This is a genomic window from Terriglobales bacterium (assembly GCA_035624455.1).
In the GTDB taxonomy this organism is placed as follows: Bacteria; Acidobacteriota; Terriglobia; order Terriglobales; family Acidobacteriaceae; genus DASPRM01.
This window is the reverse complement of the sequence record DASPRM010000004.1, coordinates 37,718-59,235: the sequence shown is the minus strand read 5'-3', so window position 1 is coordinate 59,235 and position 21,518 is coordinate 37,718. Positions and strand designations below refer to the sequence as shown.

Sequence of the window (21,518 nt, the reverse complement as noted above, 5' to 3'; positions counted from 1 at the left end):
CAGGCCCAAGGTTTAAACAATTCAGGAGTAGATAGACTGCATGCGCACGCACATCAACCTGCTTCATCATCCGGAGAGTTTACCGTTTAGTGATGCCGTACTGGTCGACGACACGCTCTATCTATCAGGATGTATCGGAATCGATCCCGCCCTGGGCATTGCGCCCATGGATGTGGATCACGAGATCACGCTGCTGTTCGAGCACCTGCGGGCCGTCCTGGCGGAAGCGGGGATGACCTTGAATGACCTGGTGCTGGTGCAGATATTCTGCTGCAACCTCGGACTATTCGAGCATTTCAACAAAAGATACCGCGAGTATTTCCAGGGACCTCTGCCCGCACGAGCCTTCATTGGGTCGGGCCCACTGCTCCGGCAGGGACGCTTTGAGATCGTGGGGATCGCGCGAAAGAATTGATGGACTGGAGCCGTCGCAAACCGGTTGGCTTTATGACAACTGCTTCCTCAACAGCCCCGAATGGGAGGCAGCGCCCAATGCGAAGACCCGAGTATCAAGCGGCGATGACCATTCGCGCCCCGTACCCATTTGCTCAGGAGGCTACGGGGTCGAAGCGGTATAAGACCCAAGGCTCAGTTCGGATGTAATGTTGAGGCCCATCCTCTTCTAATTTCCTCCGCAGTGACAGTAGAACGCGAAGGAACTCCGCGTGCTGCACTCCCTTCCGATTCCAGTTGGTGGATAGCAGCGTCGATGGTGTGACCAGCTTTTTGGGATGCGACGTGAGAAACATCAACAGATCAAATTCTTCGGGTGTGAGCCGCAGTTCTCGCCCTCGCACGGTGGCGGTGCGCGCCGAGAGGTCAATGTGAAAGTCACCCACATCGATAACATCGGTTGACGGATGGCCTCCTTCGTCGTCACTCGCGCGTTGAGGAAATGGCCTTACGTTTGCGGTATGAGCCATGGGCCCTCCTTCTTTGAATACTTTGTGTTGTTGGCGATGCAACTGTGTTCAACAACCCCATTCGGCTTGGCCTGGTTTCGCAAACCAGCGCCGTTGCTCTTGTTGGTCCTGATGAGTATTGATTTCCAGTAATGCCAGGCGCGCCGCCGCAACCATCCGGCGCTGCTCGTTGGCGGAGAGTTCGCCCCAGGTCTCAGCACTGGGCTGGTGGTTGCAGCCAAAATCGGCGGCAAGCGCTTCGTGGTAATGATGAAAGAGTTGTGCGAGCTGTTCGGCAGAGACTTCTTTAATGGACATACCAATCATCCCTCGCTTTGATTGGATACCCGAGGGCATAACGTTTGAATAAAAGGTTCATAAAAGAACCATAAAGCAGGGCTCCTGCTTCACTTTGCCAATCGAAACAGAAACGAATAGCCTGCTCCGACGAACACGTCGGGTGCTGCTCCAGAGAGTCCGGCTGCGATGTGGAAGTCGACTTGATGTCGCGTGCGATCTTGTAGATACTTCCGAAGTAGAGCAAATGACGGGGTCCGCGCGCTAAAAGCGGGCGCGACCCGAGAGCCGCGCCCTCATTGTGCTGTTCCTCTCAGCCGACCTGCCGCATCTTCAGAACTCGACCCGTAGCGCCAGCTGACCTGTGCGGTTGCCGGCGTTTTCGGCGGTCTGAACACTGGTGATCTTCCCGAAGGTGGCGGGAGAAGAAACATCGGTCGAAGGGGCTGCATAGTTGAGATGATTGGGCAGATTGGTGAACGTGCTCTCAAATTTGATTCGAGCCTTCTCCCCAATAGCGAAGGTTTTGGAGAGTCCGCCCGCAATTGCCACCGTGCCTGCGCCTACCAGACTTCCAACGCGGCAGTTGCCGGTTGCTCCAGCAGGAACAGGATTGAACGCGTTGATATTGAAGTATTCGTTCACGGTAGGCTGCGAGAGGTTACCGTTGGCTACGCAATCCGGCCGCTGGAGTGCGCCACGATAAACAAGGTTGAGATTTCCAGGATCGTAATTGGGGCTCGTCACCGGAGTCAGAAATGGTCCCGTCTGCCACATGCTGACGGTGCTGATCGACCATCCACCAAAAATGGCTTGTGGCACGGAACTCATATGGTTGAGGAAGTGCCGGCCATTGCCCACCGGAAGTTCGTAGATCGCGGAGACCAGCACCCGATTACGCCGAACGGCCGCGACGTCACCGCGATTGGCCGCCAGGTCGAATCGGTTGGCTACGGGGGTTCCGTAGATGACTTCGGGAGAGAAGGCAGTGGGAGCATCTCCGCCCACATTGCCCAGGCTCTTGGCCCACACGTGACTCGCCTGTAGCGTCAGGCCACCGCGGCTGCGATGGTTGATTTCCGACTGCAGGGCTTCGTAGTTGACGGAGCCTTGATTCTCAGAGGAGAGAATGCGTCCCCAGTTGAGGTACGGCCGCAGATTGGGATTGGGCGACACTGCACTGGGCGGGACCTGATTCAAGTCCACGGTCTGGCTCATGCGATACGAGTTGGTGCCGACATAGCTGACACGCAGGGTGGTGTCGCGAATCAATTCTCTTTCCACAGTCAAATTCCATTGCGCTGACTGCGGATCCCGATAGTTGATGGGCGTGTTCTGATAGAAGTCGCCCGTTCCGGCTATCGTCAGAGGATTGTCGGGTGTGCGAACGTTGGGGAACTGGTAGGCCGGCAGGCCGCTGACCACACCATTGGCGGTGGTGCGCACAACACCTACGCTGATATTGGTGGTGTTGAACGAGAGCTGCCCCAGGTTTGTCATGGTGAAAATCCCGAAGCCGCCACGGATCACAGTTTTTTCGTTGCCGAATGGGCGATAGGCGAATCCGATGCGCGGCTGAAAGTTCTTTTTGTAGAACTCGCGGACCCCAGAGCCCAGTCCTTGCGAGCTGGCGGATTCTACCGGACCGCAGGGAAGCGCGGGATTGGAGATACCATAGGGGTTGTACGCTCCAGCACAAGCATTGATGGACTCGAGGAATCCCTGCACGGGCACGTTGTGATCAGGAACAATTACGCCTCCATTCCTCTTGTCGAATGCGGTGAGGTTGTTGAGCGGGCTGACGAAAGGCGGCAAGGCTTGCCAGCGCAGGCCGAAGCTCAAGGTCAACCGAGGGTGGATGCGCCATTCGTCTTGCGCGTAGAGTCCGGTCTGCCAGGTGTGGGCAAGCACATCCGGCCCTGATTGTGCCACATAGGTCTTGGCCGGCAATCCGAGCAGGAAGTCGGCAAATGCCGACTCGCAGAGATAAGGAGCCGTTGCGGTGGGATCGCCGCAGGCCTTGTTTCCCGTCAGAGCGCCGGAGGTAAACGTAAACGCCCCGAAGTCGTCGGATCCGCCGAAGCTCTCGATATCGGCGTAAGCGACACGACGAATGTCAGCCCCAAACTTCAGGCTGTGCTTGCCGCGTGCCCAACTCAGGTTGTCGGTGAATTGGATCGTTTGCGACTTGGTTACGCCCGCTTTGTCGCGACCAATGGGAGTGAGACCCGTGCCGTCGTTGAAATTGAAAGTAGGAAAGGCCGAAGCATCGGGGTGGTCGCTGAGGTCAAGCCCGAGCAGGCCCAAGTCCTGCACTGCGGTCGCACCCTGAATGGGAAACTGCACGCTCATCCGGAACATCGATAGTCCGAAACGCGCTTCATTCACCAGAGTGTTGGTGATCGCGTAGTTGTGAGAGAAGATCAAGTTGCGATCGGTTTCGCTGTCTTGATCGCTGGGAAGAAGCGGGTTGGCGATCGTGGTAGAAATGTTTTTCGCGCTCCAGCGAACGTAGAGAGACTGCTTGTTAGTCAGCGTGTGATCTACGCGGATGTCGTAGCCATCGGTGTTGCTGGGGGTTGCAGTCTGCTGCAGATAATTTGCGCCTGCCGCTGTCGCATTAGGTAGCTGCGTCAGGTAATTCTGCAACAACGATGCGGAGGTGGCGCTAATGCGGTTGGCGGGAATCGTGTTGTTGGCGAACGGCTGACCAGTAAGCGGATCAACTACCCGGCCGTAGCTGCCAGTCAGCTCATTCAGATTGCCCGCCCGCATATCTAGACTCGGCACGTTTAAGAACAACGGCGTTACTGTGCGGCGACGGTTTCCTTCGTAAGCGACAAAGAAAAATGTGTGGGGTGTCTTGCCCGTCAGGTGGGGAATCCTCAGCGGTCCTCCCAGGCTTCCGCCGAAGGTGTTGAAGGCCTTATGGGGCTTGCTGGGAAATCCATAAGTGGTGGCATCCAGAGCGCTGTTTTGCAGGTACTCAAAAGCGCTGCCGTGAAAGTGATCGCCGCCGCTCTTGGTGGCGATGGTGACATCGCCGAGCTGAGCGAATTCCGCGTTGTTGTTGAACTGCGAGACCTTGAACTCGCTGATGAGCTCCGACGAAGGGTTCATATTCGCCAGTGCCCCGTTCTGTCGGATGTTGACCGTGGAAGCGCCGTCGACCGAGTACTGGACTTGCGAGGGCAGGCCGCCGCCAATGGTGACATTGCCGTTGCCATCCTGCTGTGTGCCTGGGACCGTGGCCAGCATTGCCAGGGAACTGGTGGTTGCGCCACGATAGTTGACCGGGAGCTGAGAGATTTGGATGAAGTCCTTGGACTCGGCGAGCGTCGCGCTTTCGGTGTTGATCATGGGCGCGGTGCTGCCGACATCGACGATTTCTGATCCGCTGTGCACTTTCATCGAGAGATCGACACGCAGAGTCTGACGAGCTTCGAGTTGCACCGATTCCAGCTTGAATTGGTTGAAGCCCTGGGCATTGGCCGTGATCTCGTAGCGACCAGGTTTTACGTTCATGAACTGAAAGGAGCCATCCATTTCAGAGGCGGTATCATGCGTGGACTGCTCCTCCAGGCTAAGAAGCGTGATCTTGGCCGCAGGGATGACTAGCCCGCTGGGGTCTTTTACTACGCCCAGGATCGAGCCGAAGGTGGACTGGGCATGTGCCGCCGAGGAGAGAACAACGGCACAGGCCAGCAGAACAGTTGCAGCCGACGAAAGTCTAAGCACGTGATGCACCCTCCGGGGGAGCCAGACTTGCTCCTTTGTATTGCGGTTCAGAAATCCACGACTGCTGACCCTATTCTCTGGAGGAGGTACAGAAATCCCCCTGCGCTTCTTCCACGCATAAGTTTTGTTGCAAACATCAGGGAATTACGTGGGAAACGAATTCTTATGCCAGGCACTGAGAAAGCTATTAGCAGTCGGACATCTTCCCCTCACGAAGTCATTCTTTGGTGCGGGCAATCTGAAATGTTCAAGTAAGCGAAAGGTAGACCGAATCGCATAAAGAAGTCGTAAGGGCCGACATGCGAAGTTTGTATGGAGGGGATAAAAACTTCTGATACCCGCTCTGCGCTCAGAAATACGCGCGCAGCTCCGGAAAGCGTTTCAAGACGAGAAGTTTGCGATTCGAGGGTTCGGAGCAGAGGTCTTCGTCCTCCAGTACCCAGGTGTTATCGTGGGGCACAAAAACCGCGTTCAGACTGGCGCCGATTGCCGGATTAATATCGGATTTGGGAGAGTTGCCCACCATCCAGGTGACCTCGGTCGATAAGCCATACTTCTGGACAATCGATCGATAGACCGGGACATCTTTTTCTGCCACCACTTCAATGGCGGCAAAATATTCTTTCAGACCAGAGCGTTCGACCTTGCCGGACTGCTCCGTCAGGTTGCCCTTGGTGACCAGAATGAGATGATGCCGCTCGGAAAGATACAGCAGCGTCTCGGGCACGCCTTCGATGATCTCCACGGGGTGGTCGGCAATCGAGTGGGCGAAACCAACTATCTTCTGGTGGAGTTCGTGAGTGATCGGCTCGACCGAAAGCCGTTCGAAGGTTTCCACCAGAGCGTGAGCGAAACTGTGCAGGCCGTATCCGTGCTTCAGGATGTTGCCGCGCTCTACGTCGTTGAGAAACTCGCGCACCTCAGCAGGCGAATAGTGCTTCTGATCCAGAAAAGAAATGAAATTGGCAATAGCGCGCTCGAAATAGATGTTGTTTTCCCAAAGCGTGTCATCTGCATCGATCAGCAGAGTTTGGGAGCCGTTGTTGGACAAAGCAGCCATTATCGACAAATCAAACAGAGTGCCTTATGTTTGGTTTGAAACTGAGTCGGAGGTTCCTGAAGGAAAGTTTAGCTCACGAAATCGACTTTCGCCGGATGCGGTATGATCCCCGCCTCATAGCCCATATCCAGAAGCCGTCGCACCGCTTCCCGCCCTTCCGCTCCGTAGTCCACCGTGCGCTCGTTAACATACATTCCCACGAACTTGTCGGCTGACTGTGCATCGAGATCGCGGGCAAACTGCATGGCATAGGCCAGGGCCTCTTCGCGATGATCCAATGCGTATTGAATGCTGTTCTTCAATGCCAGAGCGACGCTTTTGATCACTTCCGGCTGCAGGTCTCTCCGGATCACATTTCCGCCCAGAGGCAAGGGGAAACCTGTCATATCGCGCCACCATTTTCCCAGGTCCACGATGCGGTGCAAACCCGACCTGGAATAGGTCAACTGCCCTTCATGAATAATCAATCCAGCGTCGTATCGGCCTTCGAGAATACGTGGGATGATCTGATCGAAAGGCACCACAACGGTTTCCACCCTGGGCGCGAATAATCGCAGCACCAGATACGCGGTCGTTAGCGTGCCAGGAATCGCGAGCCTGATCTCCTTGATCTCGTTGACGGAAAATTTTCGGTTGGCGACGATCATGGGCCCATATCCTTCCCCTACGCTGCCTCCACTCGACAATAGCGCATACTTCTCCTGCACATAGGGGTAGGCGTGGAAGGAAATGGCGGAAACGTCGTATACGCCATCCATCGCTTTGCGATTCAGTGTCTCGATATCACAGAGGGTATGGCTGAACTTGAGGCCAGGAACCCGGACTTTGTTTGTCGCCAGTCCGTAAAACATGAAGGCATCATCGGAATCCGGACTGTGGGCGACAGTGACGTCTTGAACGAGTGCAGTTGTACTAGTGGTCGCCATTTTCGGTCTCCCCGGAGCGATTCTCGCAATCTCCCGCTGGCCGGAGCTTAGCTGAAGAAACTCCCGATAATAGGGCTGCGCTTCAGTCGCAACGATATTGCTGCCGCAGATAGGATCTTGATAACCTCTGCGAAAATGAATGGATAGAAGCCAAAATAGGCCGCCTTGCTGAAAGGCGTGTGGATCAGGAGCATCAGCCAACCGATCCCGGAAGCAAAGAGCGCCAACTCACCTGCGCAACAAGCAACCAGGTTTCGTAAGAAACTGGCCCCATCACTTTGAGCGATCCAGCCCGTCAGCGCGGCCACAAATGGGTAAGCCATCAGGTAGCCACCAGTCGGGCCAAAGAGCTGAGCAATTCCTCCCGGACCGGCGGGGCTGAACACCGGCATACCTGACGCGCCTTCCAGCAGATAAAGCACGAGGGCAGCAAAACCTCGACGCGCACCCAAGACCAATCCAATCAATAGCACGCCGAAATTAGCTAATGTCAGAGGAATAGGGGTAAAAGGTAAAGGAATGGATAACCGTCCACACACAGCCATAAACAGGCTGGCTCCGACCACGAGCGCCACCTGTTTGAGGATCACCGACGACGGTCGTGATGCAGCGCTCACCGCTGTCTTTGACATGCTGTTTCCCCCTTTCCGCGACTAGTCTCTGCCGCTGCTCACCATCTGCTGCTCTTCGATCTCCTGAAGGGCTTTGCGCAGCATGGCATCGGACTCAAACATCTCGTGGCGAATACGGAGATAGAACGAAGCTGACGCCCACAGCAGCGCCACTCCACTCAGCACACAGACCGCAAACAGGAATTTAATTATCAATGCGTGAATAGAATACCAAAGTCAGTACTGAATTCTCCTCAGCCGGGCGGTTAGAGCAGAGGGCGATTCCCTCTACCTGGCCGCCATCGCCGCCTCTACTTCGTCCGCTGTCCGTACCAGGTTTCCTGACAAGCGTACCAGCCTGCCGCCCTCATCGACCCAAAAGATATCCTCGATGCGGACTCCGAGGTTCTCCTCGGGAATGTATATTCCGGGTTCAATGGTGAATACCATGCCCTTGTCGAGCGGGATGGAAGTGTCGCCTACATCGTGGACATTCAGACCTACGTGGTGGCTGAGCCCGTGGATGAAGTACGGGCCCAATGGATGACCGTGCAGGTCTTTGCCATGGCTATTGATGTAATCGAGGGCAACCCGGTAAAGCGAGTCCGGACCATCACGGCCGAGGCTGGACTTTCCGGCTTGAAATGCCCTGACGGCGGCATCCTGCGCACCCAGCACGATGTCATAGATCTCGCGTTGCCGAGGAGTGAACTTGCCGTTGGCAGGCAGGGTACGAGTGATATCGGAGGCGTACATTGAGTACTCTCCGGCAACATCCATTAGTACCAGGTCTCCATCTTTTATCGCTCGGTCGTCCCTGGAGTAGTGCAGCACCGTGGAATCAGGGCCTGAACCCACAATCGGTGCATAGGCTGGCCTTTCGCAGCCCCGCTTCTGAAATTCGTACTGCATCAGTGCGGAAATGTCATGCTCGTTGAGCCCCGGCCGCACTGCCTTCATGGCTGCCTGATGAGCCGCTACGGAAGCATCGGTAGCCGCTCGGATCAGCCGGATCTCCCCGGCATCCTTCACCACACGCAGGGCGGCAAGAAGGGGTCCGATGTCGGCGATAGACAGATATGGGGGAAACGCGTTGGCGCGCTGCAGCCATTCTATCGACGCGTCGGAGATGGGCCCTTTGTTGACGTACAACGTGCTGCGGCCAGAGGGCAGAAGTCGCATTAGCTCATCGCGCAGTTGATCGAGCGTCTCTACGCGATCAAAGCCTGTAACCTGCGCCGCTTGGCGGTTGTCTGCTCCCAGCTTGCCCCCAGTCCATTTTTCCTGGATCGGATTATGAGCCGGAAGAAACAGGATTTCACTGTAGGGCTGGGCCGGGCTTGAATCGCTTGCTGGGTGCGCAGGGATGATGAGAACTGCGGCCCCCGGCTCGGCCCATCCGCTTAAGTAATAGAAGTTGTCGTCCTGACGAAAACCATAAACTGCATTGGGCCCTTGCGCTTCCGTCGCCGCGAAAACGAGGAAGGCACCCTCAGCCTTCTCGGCGAGCCGAGTGCGCCGAGCCCGGTAATCCGCATTCGGCTGACGCTCGATCGCCCACAACAGCGATGTAATCAGAAGAAGAACAGGGATCAGCGGCTTGCGCAATCTGCCTCGCAGTTACAGCAGGAGATGCGCGGGATTATACATCGGCAATTTTTCATCTCCGATGCGCTAGCGTCGCAACACTGCAGCAATCGCGATTTGTAAGGAACCGGCTTACTTACCCGGCTTGTTGGCAGCTTGTGCCTGGATCACGCTGTCGACATTCGTCTTATCGATCAAGATCGCCCCGGTGTCCACAAAAGCGGGAAGTGGAGAAGTTGTGGAGCCGGAGACCGAAGGCAGCGTGGGATACGCGTGGTGCAGGTCATCCAGCATCTTCAGGCCGAAGTAACCCATGGTGTAAGGCCGTTGCGCGATAGTAGCCGCGATGACGCCTTTCTTCACCCAGTCCAGCGTAGCTTCATCGGTGTCCATGGCGATAATGGTTTTTCCGGCAGTTTTACTGTTGTTGATGACGGTGGCTACTTCTTTCCCCGCCAGAGCTTCCAGACAGAGAAAACCATCGATCTTCTCCTTGCTGTCGATCACCTTTTGAGTTTCGTCGAAGGCCACGCGCGGGTCGCCCTTAATGTCCACGACGCGAGCAATTTTGATTTGAGGATACTTCTCAAACACCTGCCGGTACCCGCGTAAGCGATCCTCGAGGTTGGTCTGATTGGGCATGGTGAACACGATGACCGTGCCTTTACCCTGCAGTTGCTTAGCCGCGATCTCGCCACCCAGGATTCCGGCCTGGTAGTTGTTTGTGCCAATAAAGAAAAGGCGTTTGCTGGCTGGAGAGTCTGAATCGATAGTGAGCACCGGGATCCCCGCCGCAATCGCATTATCGATATCGGCCTTCATGAATTGGGGATCGGCAAGGGAAATAAGAATCCCTGAGGGCTTCGGATTTTTTGCCAATATCCGCCTGAACTCGTCTTGTTGAGCCTTAGCGTCGTAGGTGTCTGGTCCTGCGATCTCAGCCCGAACCTTGATTTCGGTGGCTGATTTGAGAAATCCTGCAGCCGCTGATTGCCAGTAGGGAATTTGAGTGTTCACGGTAACCAGGTAATAGCGCTCATCAGCGCTGTGCTCGCCACAGCCGGTTGTAATAACAAGAAGGAGAACCGGAAGTAAGAGCAACCAACAGCTTCGCTTCGACGACATCAGACACCTCCATTGAGGCCGAATCATCGTGAATTGGGGGAAAGCCGGGCGGCATTGTAGTGCTTAGCGGGCCAGAGGAAAAGAGCATCCTTCCCTCTCTGAGATCAAACGCCGACAGGATAGGGCTTTGCCGTCTGTGGCTCACGCGCTTCCCGGCCCAGGAATCGCTCGAATCTTCCCTGCAACAGCGACATCAGACCGGTGCACCAGTAGCCGAAGACGAAAAGGGCGAGAAAAGGCACCGTAATGTAATTCTCATTGATTACGGCGTAGTAAACCGTAGCCGCAAAATACGTCCCGATTCCCAGCTCGGCCCAGGGAATCCATCCCAGACGCTTGCGATATTTGCCGGTGCGCGGCTTGTCGCTCTTGGAGATCACCCGGTACTTGGGAGTCCGGGCAAAGGCCGTCTGTTTTCCGAAGAGCGCCTCCAGCACTGCCTTGGTGTTGGTGATAGTCAAACCGATGCCCAAAGCCATCAGGAAGGGCAGGTAGAGGAATGTGCGAAGCCAGGTACGAGGAAAGAGCTGCTTTTGGGAGACGAGGTAGAAGCTGGAAATCGAAAACGTCGAGGCCATAAACAGCGGCAGGTCGATGTAGAGCATCTGAAACCAGCCCTGGTAAAAGCGAATAATCATGGCCGGCAGCAGCAAGGTCGATAGCACGATCATCAGCGGATAGCTGATATTTGCCGTCAGGTGATACCAGGCTTCCATCTTGACCCGTCGCGGGGCATTGCTTTTCAAAACCAGGGGAAGATCTTTGAGGGCGCACTGAATCAGACCTTTGGCCCAGCGCGCCTGCTGGGTCTTGAAGGCGGTCATTTCCACCGGCAACTCGGCGGGACATTCCACGTCCTCCAGGTAGAGAAATTTCCATCCCTTCAGCTGCGCTCGATAGGAGAGATCGGTATCCTCCGTGAGCGTGTCGTGCTGCCAGCCGCCCGCTTCGTCAATGGCCTTTCGACGCCACATTCCGGCGGTGCCGTTGAAGTTGAAAAAAAGATTGCTGCGCGAACGTCCGCCGTGCTCAAGGACAAAGTGGCCGTCCAAAAGGATGGCTTCCACTTCGGAAAGAAACGAGTAGTGGCGATTCAGGTGAGTCCAGCGGGTCTGGACCATGCCGATCTCAGGGTCGGCAAAAAAGTGGACAACGCGCATGAGCCAGTCTTCCGCAGGAACGAAGTCGGCATCGAAAATCGCGATCAGCTCTCCCCTGGTTTGTTGCATCCCGTGCTGCAGCGCGCCGGCTTTGTAGCCCGAACGATTGCTGCGATGGATATGGCTGATGGCGTGACCCATGGCAGCGTAGCGCTCTACGACACCGCGTGCGACTTCGACCGTCTCATCGGTAGAGTCGTCGAGTACCTGAATTTCCAGCTTCTCGCGCGGATATTCAAGCCGGCAAATCGCGTCCACCAAGCGATCGACCACGAACTGTTCATTGAAAATAGGCAACTGGATGGTGATCAGAGGCAGCTCCGAGAATTTGTGCGTCGCCTCTGTCTTCTTGTTCCTGCGGTTCTTGTAATACATGTAGACCAGTTGATAGCGATGCAGACCATAGAACGCCAGCAGGATAAGAACGATGAAATAGGGGATCAACAGCGCCATATCGAAGGCATTGGCACGGTATAGCCCGCGAAAGGTCGTATCGAGTACGTGGGTGCGGACCCAGTGCCCAATCCCCCTCGGTTGGGCAAACACACTAAACGCCAAGAATGCGAGCGCAAAAACCAATTTGTCCCCGGGAAACAGAGATCGACTTGCAGCAGCTAACGATGCATTTTACTTGAAGGGCGGTTGGGTCTGTCGAGGACAGGCAATCATGACTGTCCGCGGATCTCAATTCAGGAAATACGTTCTGTATAGCGTATCGCGTTGCACCGGGCGAAAGCCGGCATCGCGGATGATCCGACGCAGCTCTTCTTCGGTGGTGCAGTTGCTCGTTCCTGCTGCCTTCACCACGTTTTCTTCGAGCATCACCGAACCGACATCGTTGCCGCCGAACCGCAGGCCCAGCTGACAAACCTTCAGTCCCTGGGTCACCCAGCTTGATTGCACATTCAAGAAATTCGACAGATACAAACGGGAGATCGCCAGAACCTTCAAGTACTCGACCGCGGTAGCTTCATCCCAGTGGCGTCCGCCCATAGCGGTATTCTTAGGCTGAAAACTCCAGGGGATAAAGGCTGTAAATCCGCCGGTTTCCTCCTGAAGCTCGTACAACCTTTGGAAGTGATTTACACGATGCTCGTAACTCTCGCCGACGCCAAACATCATGGTAGCGGTGGTGCGCATGCCGAGCTTGTGCGCGGTTTGGTGAACGTTAATCCAGTCTTCAGTGAGGCATTTCAGCCGGGCGATTCGATAACGCACTTCGTCATCGAGAATTTCGGCTCCGCCGCCGGGGATGGAGTCCAGGCCCGCGTCGCGCAGACGCCTAATAGTGTCCTCAATTGTAAGCCCGCTGTACTCGGCGATGGCGATGATCTCAGAAGCCGAATAACAATGCAGATGAATTCTGGGAAAGAGCTGCTTGATGCCGCGCAACAGCTGCTCGTGCCAGTCAATCTTCAGATCGGGATGCAGACCGCCCTGCATCAACACGCCGGTTCCCCCCAGCTCGACGGTCTCGCGGATTTTGTCGTAAATGGTCTCAAAATCGAGGATGTAGCCTTCGGCAGCCAGCTTGCCTTTCAGCGGACGGTAAAACGCGCAAAAAGTGCAGTACTCGGTACAGAAATTCGTGTAATTGATATTGCGGTCGATGATGTAGCTGACGATGCCATCGGGATGAAGCTTTCGCCGCTGCTGGTCGGCTTCCATGCCGATGCCAATCAGGTCGTCAGACCGGAACATCTCGAGCGCTTGTTGTCTGGTTAGCGACATCCCCACTCCCGGGTAAAGAAACCCGCAGGTTCATTGTAGACGCTAGAGCCGCGAAAGCGCACCACTGCTTGTCATGGTTTGAAAGAATTGCCAGAACCTTCAAATCAAACCTACGTCTAAGGGGAGCAAAAGCCGGTGCTTGCCGACGGCAGGAACCTGCGGGCTCCGCCAGGGAAAGGTTACTCCAATGAAACAAGTGCGACTCTTCTTCGTATCGGCAGTGCTTATTTTTTCCGTGACGCTCATGGGACAAGGGACAAACAGCCAGGCTGGGAGTTCGCCTCAGACGCAACCGCCGCCAACCGTCGCGTCGGTGGTGGACCGTCAAATCAGCAACATTGAGAAGCTCATCGTAGGCGTCGCCGATGCCATGCCGGAAGATAAGTTCAATTTCTCTCCTGAGAGTTTGAACATTCCCGGCAGCGACTACAAAGGTGTGCGCACATTTGCTGTGCAGGTGCGGCATGTTGCCGCTTCTAATTACTTTATATGGTCTCCGGTTACAGGCGAGAAGCTGCCCGAAGGTTTGAAGGACGGGAACGGTCCCGAGAACTTGAAGACCAAAGCGGAGATCATGAAGTTCTTGAACGATTCTTTTGCCCTGGGGCACAGAGCAGCTGCCAGCTTGACACCTGAAAACATGATGCAGGTGCCGGAGCACAGCAGATCGCCGCGCCTGAATCTGGCTACATTCGGCGTTGCTCACGCATACGATCATTATGGACAGATGGTGGAGTATCTGCGGATGAACGGAATCGTGCCGCCAGCCAGCCGGGGGAAGACAGACTAAGGTGCTTCCGCTCTGGAGTGGAAGGTTCGTGAACTAAGTTGGGCGAGGAGCTCAGAGCCAACCTATCCATACATCCGAAACGCGGCACTGCCCACGAAGCGAACCGTCGGAGGCGCGGCGATCAAACCACACTCGGCCGCATAACGGTAGAAGAGTTCCAGCCCTTCCAGGTTCTCGCGATCCAGATAATAATGAATGTTCTGGGTCAAATAAGAGTGCACGTTTTCCTGAGTGAGCCCTAATTTGGGCGCCCATTCACGGCCCAGGGTGGCAACATTCTGCGGCTCCAAGCCATGATCGCGAGAGCTGCTGAAAATCGAGTCCAGTTCCATGCGCGGATGCGCTTCAGACAGAGCCGCCATCCGGATGGCCCAGAAAGCGAACACAAACGGCTTGCCAGTGAACTGATGCCACTGTTCCGCGAGGTCGTAGGTCAGGTATCGCTCGCGCCCCACCTGCAGTGCGCGATCCCCTATCAGCAATGCAGCATCACATCCCGCCAGCATTAGCTCAAGATCTGGAGGCATGGGCACGAATTCCCGGCGCACTCCGGCCCCGGTTGGAAAAAACCTTCCCATCAGAATCTGGGCCAACGCCACCGAAGTTCGGGACGAAGTGTCAGCAGCAACGGTGCGAATTTCTTCCAGCGGCTTCTTGCAGATCAGCAAAATGGATCGCACAGCCCGTTTGGAGGCGATGGCTGCATCGGGAATGATCAGCAGATTCGGAATCGTGGCGAACACGACAGAGGGGATGATCCCTATGTCAGCCACGCCCGTCGCCAGCGCTTCTGCGCACGCCGAGGGAATGGTGTAGGAGATCTCAAAATCTTTTCCCACCGAGCTGTGTTGGAAATCCCACATAAGAGGGGCAGTATTCAGGTAGGAGATCGCGGAGATCCGGAGCGGGCGCATCAAAACGGTCCATTGTAACAAAGCGAATGCGACGTACTTCCTTGACGCGCGGACAACAGCCGGATACATTCGCCAGGTTTAGTGAATTCCCGGCGGACCCTCAGGAAATTCGGTTGAGTACTTCATCTCCCGCTACGACACAGCAACTGGAATGGTTAGCGCTGGCACTTACGCCAGGTCTTGGGGCAACGCGCTCACGGCATCTGGTGGATCACTTCGGCAATGCGGACCGCGTGTTTCACGCGTCGCTTACGGAGTTGGAGGCTGTTGGCCTGCAGCCGGTTTCGGCGCAGGCGATCTTCAACGGAGAATCGCTGGCTAAGGCGGAAGAGGAAGTTGCACGCGCAACAGCGGTGGGGGCCGAAATAATCACGCTGTCCGACGACGCCTATCCGTCGCCGCTCCGGCAGATCTACGATCCACCGGTGTGCCTGTATGTCATTGGAAACAAGGGAATTATTGGATCAGCCGGAATTGCCGTGATCGGAACCCGGCATCCGACGCCCTACGGGATCGGCATGGCGTCCCGGCTTTCCTGCGACTTGGCGGCGCGCGGCATCATCATTATTAGTGGCATGGCCCGGGGGGTGGACAGCGCAGCCCACCGCGGCGCGATCGAGGCGAAGGGTAAAACCGTAGCTGTCTTTGGGACCGGCGTCGACGTCATTTATCCCCGCGAAAATCAGAAATTGTCGGAGCAGATTCTGGCTCTGGGTGGGGCTTTGATCTCTGAGTTCCCGTTGGGGACCTTTGCAGCTCCGCAGAATTTTCCGATTCGCAACCGCATTATCAGCGGGCTCTCGATCGGCGTGCTGGTGATTGAGGCGGGCGAATACAGCGGCACACGCATTACCGCACGTTGCGCACTGGAGCAAGGCCGCGAAGTTTTCGCCGTTCCCGGAAATGTGACCAACAAGAACTCCTGGGGACCTAACACCCTCATCAAGCAGGGAGCGAAGCTCACTGCAACCTGGGAAGATGTGTGGGAAGAGATCCCTCCAGATCTGCGGCTGCAACTCGCGCCCGAGGCGGGTTTCGCAACCAAAGGCGGTTCTACGGCATCGTTATTCGAGCAGGAATCGTTAGCGCCGCAGGAGAGGAAGATATTTCAGCTGCTGCGGGCGGACGAGGCGGTGCACATCGACGAGATCGTGGAACGCTTGGCCGACGCGATGTCCTCATCGGAAATTTTCGCGTCGCTATTTGAATTGGAGATGTCGGGAAGAGTGAAGCAACTGCCCGGGAAAAATTACGTCAAGACTTTCTGAATCAGCCGGTTGCCAAGGGAATAACACTTCCGTTCTCAAACCAACGGTTGACGAACCGTCCCGTATCCGTGCTAGCTTCAAGAACAGTTTCTTAAGAATGAGGTTGTTTTGGCGAAAGGTTTAGTTGTCGTTGAATCGCCGGCTAAGGCGAAAACCATACAGAAATACCTGGGAAGGGGCTATTCGGTCGAGGCGTCACTCGGCCATGTGAAGGATCTGCCCAAAAGCAATCTCGGGGTCGATATCGATAACGACTTCGAAACCGAGTACGTCGTCATCCCCGGTAAAGAAAAAGTACTGGCGAAGCTGAAGAAGGCCGCCAAGTCTGTGGATGCAATCTATCTGGCGCCCGACCCCGACCGCGAAGGCGAGGCCATCGCTGCACACTTAGCGGAAGAGCTTGGCGGGGAGGCATTCAACGGAAAGAAGAAAAAGAAGGCTAGCAAACTGGATATTCGCCGCGTCACCTTCAACGAAATCACGGCACGCGCGGTGAAGGCGGCGTTCGAGCATCCGCGCGACATCGACCGCAATCTGGTCGATGCCCAACAAACCCGCCGCGTCTTAGATCGCCTGGTAGGCTACCAGGTTTCCCCGCTGCTCTGGGATAAGGTACGTCGTGGGCTCTCCGCGGGACGAGTCCAGACCGTAGCGCTGCGCTTGATTGTCGAGCGCGAACGCGAAATCAAGGCGTTCCAGAAGCAGGAATACTGGACCATCGATGCCCATCTGGCCGCGGCAAAACCGCCTGCCTTCGATGCACGCCTGATCGGCAAGGGCCAGGACAACGAGAAAATCGAAATTCCCAACCAGGAAGAAGCCGACAAGATCAAGACTTTCCTGGAAAAGGCGGACTGGGTTGTCCGCTCGGTCGAAAAGAAGGAACGCCGCCGCAATCCGGCAGCTCCGTTCACCACCAGCAAGTTCCAGCAGGATGCCTCACGCAAACTGCGCTTCAGCGTGAAGCGCGCAATGATGATCGCTCAGCGTCTCTATGAAGGCGTAGAGTTGGGCGACGAGGGCCTCGTCGGGCTCATCACGTATATGCGCACCGACTCCGTGCACGTCTCGAATGACGCGCTGACGGAAGTGCGCGAGATGATCCCGCTGCAGTTCGGAGCGCAGTATCTTCCTGAAAGCGCCAATCTCTATAAATCCAAGAAAGGAGCCCAGGAAGCGCACGAAGCCATTCGGCCAACTTCGGCTCTCCGCCATCCCGACGCGATAAAGAAATATCTCAAGGAAGACGAGTACAAGGTTTACAAGCTGATTTGGCAACGCTTCGTCGCCTCGCAGATGTCGCCGGCAGTTTTCGATCAAACCACGGTTGACATCGATGCCCAGCAGGGAAGCGAATCCTACCGGCTCCGCGTCACCGGTTCCGTACTGAAGTTTGATGGCTTCCTCAAAGTCTACGAAGAATCGAAAGACATGCGGGACGAAGACGAGGAGGCGCTGAAACATAAGCTGCCACCGCTGGCAGAGGGACAAAAGCTCACCCTCAGGCAACTGCGTCCGGAGCAGCATTTCACCGAGCCACCGCCGCGTTACAACGAAGCTTCTCTGGTGAAAGAGCTTGAGGAGCGCGGAATCGGCCGTCCTTCCACCTATTCGGCGATCCTGAGCACGATTCAGGAGCGCCAGTATGTCAATAAATTGGGAGGCAAATTCGTCCCCACGGAGATTGGACTGGTGGTCACCGATCTTCTGGTTGAGAACTTCAAAGACATCTTTGATCCGCAATACACTGCGCGTCTCGAGGAAGAACTCGACGATATCGAAGAAGGCAAAGAGAAGTGGACGGAGGCGCTGAAGGAGTTCTACAAGAAATTTCAGCGCGACCTCTCCTACGCCGAGAAGCACATGGAAAATCTCAAGGCGATGGAGAAGCCCACCGACGAAAAGTGCGAGCGCTGCGGATCACCGCTGGTTATCAAGTGGGGCAAACACGGATCGTTTTATGCCTGCAGTTCTTACGACAAAAACGATCCCAACAGTTGCACCTTCACCAAGGAAAATCCTATCGATCTGCCGGATCTCGATTCGGCCGACATGCAGGAGACCACGCAGGAGGAGTACTGCGAAAACTGCGGCCGCCCCATGGTCCTGAAGCGTGGACGCTTCGGACAGTTCATGGCCTGCACCGGGTATCCGGATTGTAAAACCACGCGGCGCCTCGATCAGGGGAAAAAGGTCCCCGACATTCCCCTGGACGAGAAGTGTCCCCAGTGCGGGCGGAATCTGATCCTCCGGCATGGGCGCTATGGTGAGTTCACGTCGTGCAGTGGCTATCCGGAATGCAAGTACGTCAAGCAGAACTTCATTGGCATGAAATGCCCGCAATGCAAGGACGGAGAGCTCGTGGAAAAGCGGGCCCGCAAGCGAGGGAACTCGTTTTACGGCTGCTCGAATTACCCGAAATGCAAGTTCACTTCTGCCAATCGGCCGATTCCTGAGAGGTGCCCGGAATGCGGACACGAGTACCTGGTGCAGAAATTCCTGAAATCGGGGCCGGTGATCGCCTGTCCGAACGAAAACTGCGAGTATTCGCGACCCGTCGAAGCTCCGGTTCCGCAGCTGACGTAATATACGCGAGTCTCACCTGGCCAACATAGCCTGCGGCTCCTGCACCGCAGCATTGCCATTCTCTGTAGGCCGCTGCTCCCCGCGCAGTGCCAGCCACATTTCCATCACTCGCTTCTTCAGCAGAGAGGTTAGCTCTTCGTAGGCAGCTTCGGGATCTGAAGTCTCCTTGGGCGGATAGATGGGATCGCCGAATGCCATCTTCAAAGGCGCGAATCGCTGGAAATGCTTGCCGCGTGGCCAAGCCTCATAAAATCCATCAAGCGCGACGGGATAGATTGGGACCTGGAGGTTACAGGACAAAATGGCGGCGCCTTTCTTGAAAATCCTCGGGCTGCCGTCGATGCTTCGTTCGCCTTCCGGGAAAAGAATGAGCACCTTTCCGCGCCGCAAACCGAAAGCGCCGGCGCGCATAGCGGGAACCAGATTGGCATCTGGATCTACCGGTACCAGATTCAGCGTGTACGCCAGCTTTCGCGCCAGGCCGGTTCCGAAAATCTCGCTGGTCCCCACCGAAAACTGGTCGCGAAACAACCGCCAGGGGAGGACACTCAGCAAAATGATTGGGTCGAGATAGCTCTGATGATTGGGCGAAAGAATAAACGGACCGCTCTTTGGCAGTTTTTCCAGACCGGTGACGCTCAGCTGGAATCGGTCTCGCGCGAATAGTTGAACAATACAACCCACGGTGTACCAAAAATGCAGCGCGAACGAGTGAGGCTTGGAAAACTCGACAATTTCGGGTTCGGTGGGATCGGCGCTAAGTACGGAGCCCCAAGCGGTGGCGGACTTGCGTTTGCCATTGCTGCCCATGTTGCTACGCACGGCATCTATCAACTCGCGAACCGTGTAAACCTCCGACACGACTCCGTCGGGAACGTGAGCCCCAAGTTCGCGCTCCAGCGACACTAGTAGTTCGACGCGCTCCATCGAGTCCAAGCCCAAATCAAGCTCCAGATTGTCCGTGGGGTGAACCTCCGCAACCTGCTTTTTTGACGAGGCCCGTACCACTTCCAGCGCGCGCTGGACATCTGGAATTGCCACCCATTCGCGATCACCTGCATTCAAGGCTCGCGGCCGCAATGGCTCCGCTTCGGCCCGCTGTCCATCGCCTGCTCTCACCTGCGCTTCCACCGCGTTTCGCTTCAGCTTGCGCGTCGTGGTACGCGGAAGGTCCTCCTGCCATATTTCGTAGCTCAAAATTCGTTTGGTGGAAGGCAGTTGGGAAGAGAAACCCTCGATTTCGTAGCGAATGATCTCTCTCGCATTCACAATCTTCTGCTCGCGCAGAACGTCAAAATCGGGAACAATCACGGCGTGAAGTCTCTCGGAGAGCGGCTCGCCCGGCTGGCCCTCGATCCCCAACACACACATCTCCTTGATGAACGCGCTGCGGCCATAGTGCGCTTCGATTTCTTCGGGATATATATTTTTTCCCGAACTGAGGACGATGACTTCCTTGGCTCGGCCGGTGATGAAAACGTTGCCCTCAGCATCCATGAAGCCGAGATCGCCGGTGCGCAGCCACCCATCCTCGAGCGCCGCAGCGGTGGCATCGGGGCGGTTGTAATAACCCTTCATTACGATCCCGCCGCGGACAGCGATTTCGCCGATCCGATGGCCAGTCTCGGGATCGGTCTCAGGGCGCAAGATCTGAACTTCATTTCCCGGCAGCGCTCTGCCCACTGACCCGACTACATTCTTCTTCGGCGGCGTCAGGGTGGCGGCGCCGCTGGTTTCCGTCAGCCCGTAGGCGTTGAGGATGGTGAAGCCCAGCGCTTCGAAGTCTCGTCCCACCTGCGGGTCCAGGCGCGAACCGCCGGTGATCAGGTAATGCATGCGCCTTCCCAGCAGCTCGTGCACACGTGGGAAGAACAGCCTCCCCAGATTGATGCCGAACCTTCTTGCCCGCCCATTGAGCGCCAGAAGATAGGAAAAAATCGTTTCGGTGAGGCGCCCGCGGGCATGCACTTCTTTGAAGATGCGCGTGTGAATCAGGTAAAAGAATTGGGGAACACAGCAGAAGAGAGTAATGTCGCGCTCGCGAAGCGCGCGCAGTAGTTCGGTAGTATTCAGCGATTCAAGAAAAACAATTCGTGCTCCCACGATCAGCGGAAGCAGCAGGTTGGCCATCTGCGCCAGGGCATGAAAGAGGGGCAAGACTCCCAGGATGGAATCCTGCGGTCCGATGTCCGTGAGCACTTGGAAAGCACTCTCAGCTTCCGCATCGATGTTGCGGTGGCTGAGCATTACTCCTTTTGGATCGGAAGTAGTCCCCGAGGTGTAGAGGATAGCGGCAGTATCGTCGAATCCGACATCCACTCGCTCGAATCCGCCGCTGCCGGAACCGAGCATGTCGTCGACAGAGACCAGGCGGGATTCTTCTTCCGTTGAGCGCAGCAAGACCAGGCGCACCGGCGTTTCCACTTCAGTAATTGCCTCACGCGCTTTGGCTAATTGCCTGGAGTCGACAAATAGCAGGGAAGCACCACAGTCCGTGAGCAGCTTTGTGACCTGGCTGGAAGTGAAGGCGGTGTCCAGCGGAACTGCCACCAGCCCGGCCGCCAGGGTTCCCAGGTAAACGCAGACCCAGCGAGGGCCATTGTTGGCCAGGATTGCGCATCGGCTGCCGCGCGCCAGCTCTGTCCTGGACAGCCAATTGCCCACGCTATCCGCAATATGACGGACCTCGGAGTAGGTGTAGCCTTCCAGCCTCCCATCCTCGTACTGCATCTGGAGGGCAGTCGCGTTGGGCCACTTGCCTGCGGATTCCAGGATCTTGTCGTAGAAGTTTGGCATTCCGGGACATGCCTATGGTAAACCGGC

General features: G+C 56.2%; 17 protein-coding genes. 4 read left to right on the top strand and 13 right to left on the bottom strand.

From position 1 onward, the window contains the following. The first annotated feature begins 40 nt into the window (after positions 1-40). Complete coding sequence (locus VEG30_00570; protein HXZ78392.1) at positions 41-415, top strand: RidA family protein; 375 nt, start codon at positions 41-43, stop codon at positions 413-415. A 133-nt stretch (positions 416-548) separates the two neighbouring features. On the opposite strand, the gene VEG30_00565 is transcribed toward VEG30_00570, so the two are convergent. The 11 genes from VEG30_00565 to mqnC form a co-directional block, all read right to left on the bottom strand. Next, positions 549-923: a winged helix-turn-helix domain-containing protein gene (locus VEG30_00565; GenBank protein ID HXZ78391.1), complete on the bottom strand. Its 375-nt coding sequence runs from the start codon at positions 921-923 to the stop codon at positions 549-551. A 48-nt stretch (positions 924-971) separates the two neighbouring features. Further along, the gene (locus VEG30_00560; GenBank protein HXZ78390.1) at positions 972-1,220 is read right to left on the bottom strand and encodes a hypothetical protein; all 249 of its coding nucleotides are present in this window, start codon (positions 1,218-1,220) and stop codon (positions 972-974) included. A 312-nt stretch (positions 1,221-1,532) separates the two neighbouring features. After that, entirely contained in the window at positions 1,533-4,937 is a 3,405-nt protein-coding gene (locus VEG30_00555) for a carboxypeptidase-like regulatory domain-containing protein (GenBank protein ID HXZ78389.1), read from the bottom strand. 349 nt (positions 4,938-5,286) lie between these two features. After that, on the bottom strand, positions 5,287-5,997 hold the full coding sequence (locus tag VEG30_00550) for an HAD family hydrolase (protein ID HXZ78388.1): 711 nt from the start codon (positions 5,995-5,997) through the stop codon (positions 5,287-5,289). 68 nt (positions 5,998-6,065) lie between these two features. Then, the gene (locus VEG30_00545) at positions 6,066-6,923 is read right to left on the bottom strand and encodes an MqnA/MqnD/SBP family protein (protein HXZ78387.1); all 858 of its coding nucleotides are present in this window, start codon (positions 6,921-6,923) and stop codon (positions 6,066-6,068) included. Positions 6,924-6,970: 47 nt separating this feature from the next. Then, positions 6,971-7,555: a biotin transporter BioY gene (locus tag VEG30_00540; protein ID HXZ78386.1), complete on the bottom strand. Its 585-nt coding sequence runs from the start codon at positions 7,553-7,555 to the stop codon at positions 6,971-6,973. Between the two features lie 21 nt (positions 7,556-7,576). After that, a complete protein-coding gene (locus VEG30_00535) occupies positions 7,577-7,750 on the bottom strand; it encodes a hypothetical protein (protein HXZ78385.1) in 174 nt (57 codons plus the stop codon). Between the two features lie 72 nt (positions 7,751-7,822). Next, positions 7,823-9,142, bottom strand: a complete 1,320-nt coding sequence (locus VEG30_00530; protein ID HXZ78384.1) for an aminopeptidase P N-terminal domain-containing protein — start codon at positions 9,140-9,142, stop codon at positions 7,823-7,825. A 111-nt stretch (positions 9,143-9,253) separates the two neighbouring features. Next, on the bottom strand, positions 9,254-10,246 hold the full coding sequence (locus VEG30_00525) for a substrate-binding domain-containing protein (GenBank protein HXZ78383.1): 993 nt from the start codon (positions 10,244-10,246) through the stop codon (positions 9,254-9,256). A gap of 104 nt (positions 10,247-10,350) precedes the next feature. Further along, positions 10,351-11,952: a cellulose synthase family protein gene (locus VEG30_00520; GenBank protein HXZ78382.1), complete on the bottom strand. Its 1,602-nt coding sequence runs from the start codon at positions 11,950-11,952 to the stop codon at positions 10,351-10,353. A 138-nt stretch (positions 11,953-12,090) separates the two neighbouring features. Continuing rightward, positions 12,091-13,137, bottom strand: coding sequence for a cyclic dehypoxanthinyl futalosine synthase (gene mqnC, locus VEG30_00515; GenBank protein ID HXZ78381.1), 1,047 nt, complete (start codon positions 13,135-13,137; stop codon positions 12,091-12,093). 187 nt (positions 13,138-13,324) lie between these two features. Here mqnC and VEG30_00510 point away from each other — a divergent pair, with 187 nt between their 5' ends. Beyond that, entirely contained in the window at positions 13,325-13,927 is a 603-nt protein-coding gene (locus tag VEG30_00510; protein ID HXZ78380.1) for a DinB family protein, read from the top strand. Between the two features lie 62 nt (positions 13,928-13,989). Here VEG30_00510 and VEG30_00505 read toward each other — a convergent pair whose 3' ends face one another. Further along, positions 13,990-14,841: a menaquinone biosynthesis protein gene (locus tag VEG30_00505; protein HXZ78379.1), complete on the bottom strand. Its 852-nt coding sequence runs from the start codon at positions 14,839-14,841 to the stop codon at positions 13,990-13,992. 113 nt (positions 14,842-14,954) lie between these two features. Here VEG30_00505 and dprA point away from each other — a divergent pair, with 113 nt between their 5' ends. Both dprA and topA read left to right on the top strand, forming a co-directional pair. After that, positions 14,955-16,109, top strand: coding sequence for a DNA-processing protein DprA (dprA, locus tag VEG30_00500; GenBank protein ID HXZ78378.1), 1,155 nt, complete (start codon positions 14,955-14,957; stop codon positions 16,107-16,109). Between the two features lie 108 nt (positions 16,110-16,217). Continuing rightward, positions 16,218-18,695 carry a type I DNA topoisomerase gene (gene topA / locus VEG30_00495; protein HXZ78377.1) on the top strand — a complete coding sequence of 826 codons (2,478 nt, stop codon included), beginning with the start codon at positions 16,218-16,220 and terminating at the stop codon, positions 18,693-18,695. Positions 18,696-18,707: 12 nt separating this feature from the next. Here the strand turns inward: topA and VEG30_00490 are convergent, their stop codons facing one another. Then, positions 18,708-21,491, bottom strand: a complete 2,784-nt coding sequence (locus tag VEG30_00490; GenBank protein HXZ78376.1) for an AMP-binding protein — start codon at positions 21,489-21,491, stop codon at positions 18,708-18,710. Between the last annotated feature and the right edge of the window lie 27 nt (positions 21,492-21,518).

What these genes read in the sequence shown, in the direction of transcription:
- VEG30_00570 (HXZ78392.1), top strand. Translation starts at nt 41, where the DNA reads ATGCGCACGCACATCAACCTGCTTCATCATCCGGAGAGTTTACCGTTT.
- VEG30_00565 (HXZ78391.1), bottom strand. Translation starts at nt 923, where the DNA reads ATGGCTCATACCGCAAACGTAAGGCCATTTCCTCAACGCGCGAGTGAC.
- VEG30_00560 (HXZ78390.1), bottom strand. Translation starts at nt 1,220, where the DNA reads ATGTCCATTAAAGAAGTCTCTGCCGAACAGCTCGCACAACTCTTTCAT.
- VEG30_00550 (HXZ78388.1), bottom strand. Translation starts at nt 5,997, where the DNA reads ATGGCTGCTTTGTCCAACAACGGCTCCCAAACTCTGCTGATCGATGCA.
- VEG30_00545 (HXZ78387.1), bottom strand. Translation starts at nt 6,923, where the DNA reads ATGGCGACCACTAGTACAACTGCACTCGTTCAAGACGTCACTGTCGCC.
- VEG30_00540 (HXZ78386.1), bottom strand. Translation starts at nt 7,555, where the DNA reads ATGTCAAAGACAGCGGTGAGCGCTGCATCACGACCGTCGTCGGTGATC.
- VEG30_00525 (HXZ78383.1), bottom strand. Translation starts at nt 10,246, where the DNA reads ATGTCGTCGAAGCGAAGCTGTTGGTTGCTCTTACTTCCGGTTCTCCTT.
- mqnC (HXZ78381.1), bottom strand. Translation starts at nt 13,137, where the DNA reads ATGTCGCTAACCAGACAACAAGCGCTCGAGATGTTCCGGTCTGACGAC.
- VEG30_00510 (HXZ78380.1), top strand. Translation starts at nt 13,325, where the DNA reads ATGAAACAAGTGCGACTCTTCTTCGTATCGGCAGTGCTTATTTTTTCC.
- VEG30_00505 (HXZ78379.1), bottom strand. Translation starts at nt 14,841, where the DNA reads ATGCGCCCGCTCCGGATCTCCGCGATCTCCTACCTGAATACTGCCCCT.
- VEG30_00490 (HXZ78376.1), bottom strand. Translation starts at nt 21,491, where the DNA reads ATGCCAAACTTCTACGACAAGATCCTGGAATCCGCAGGCAAGTGGCCC.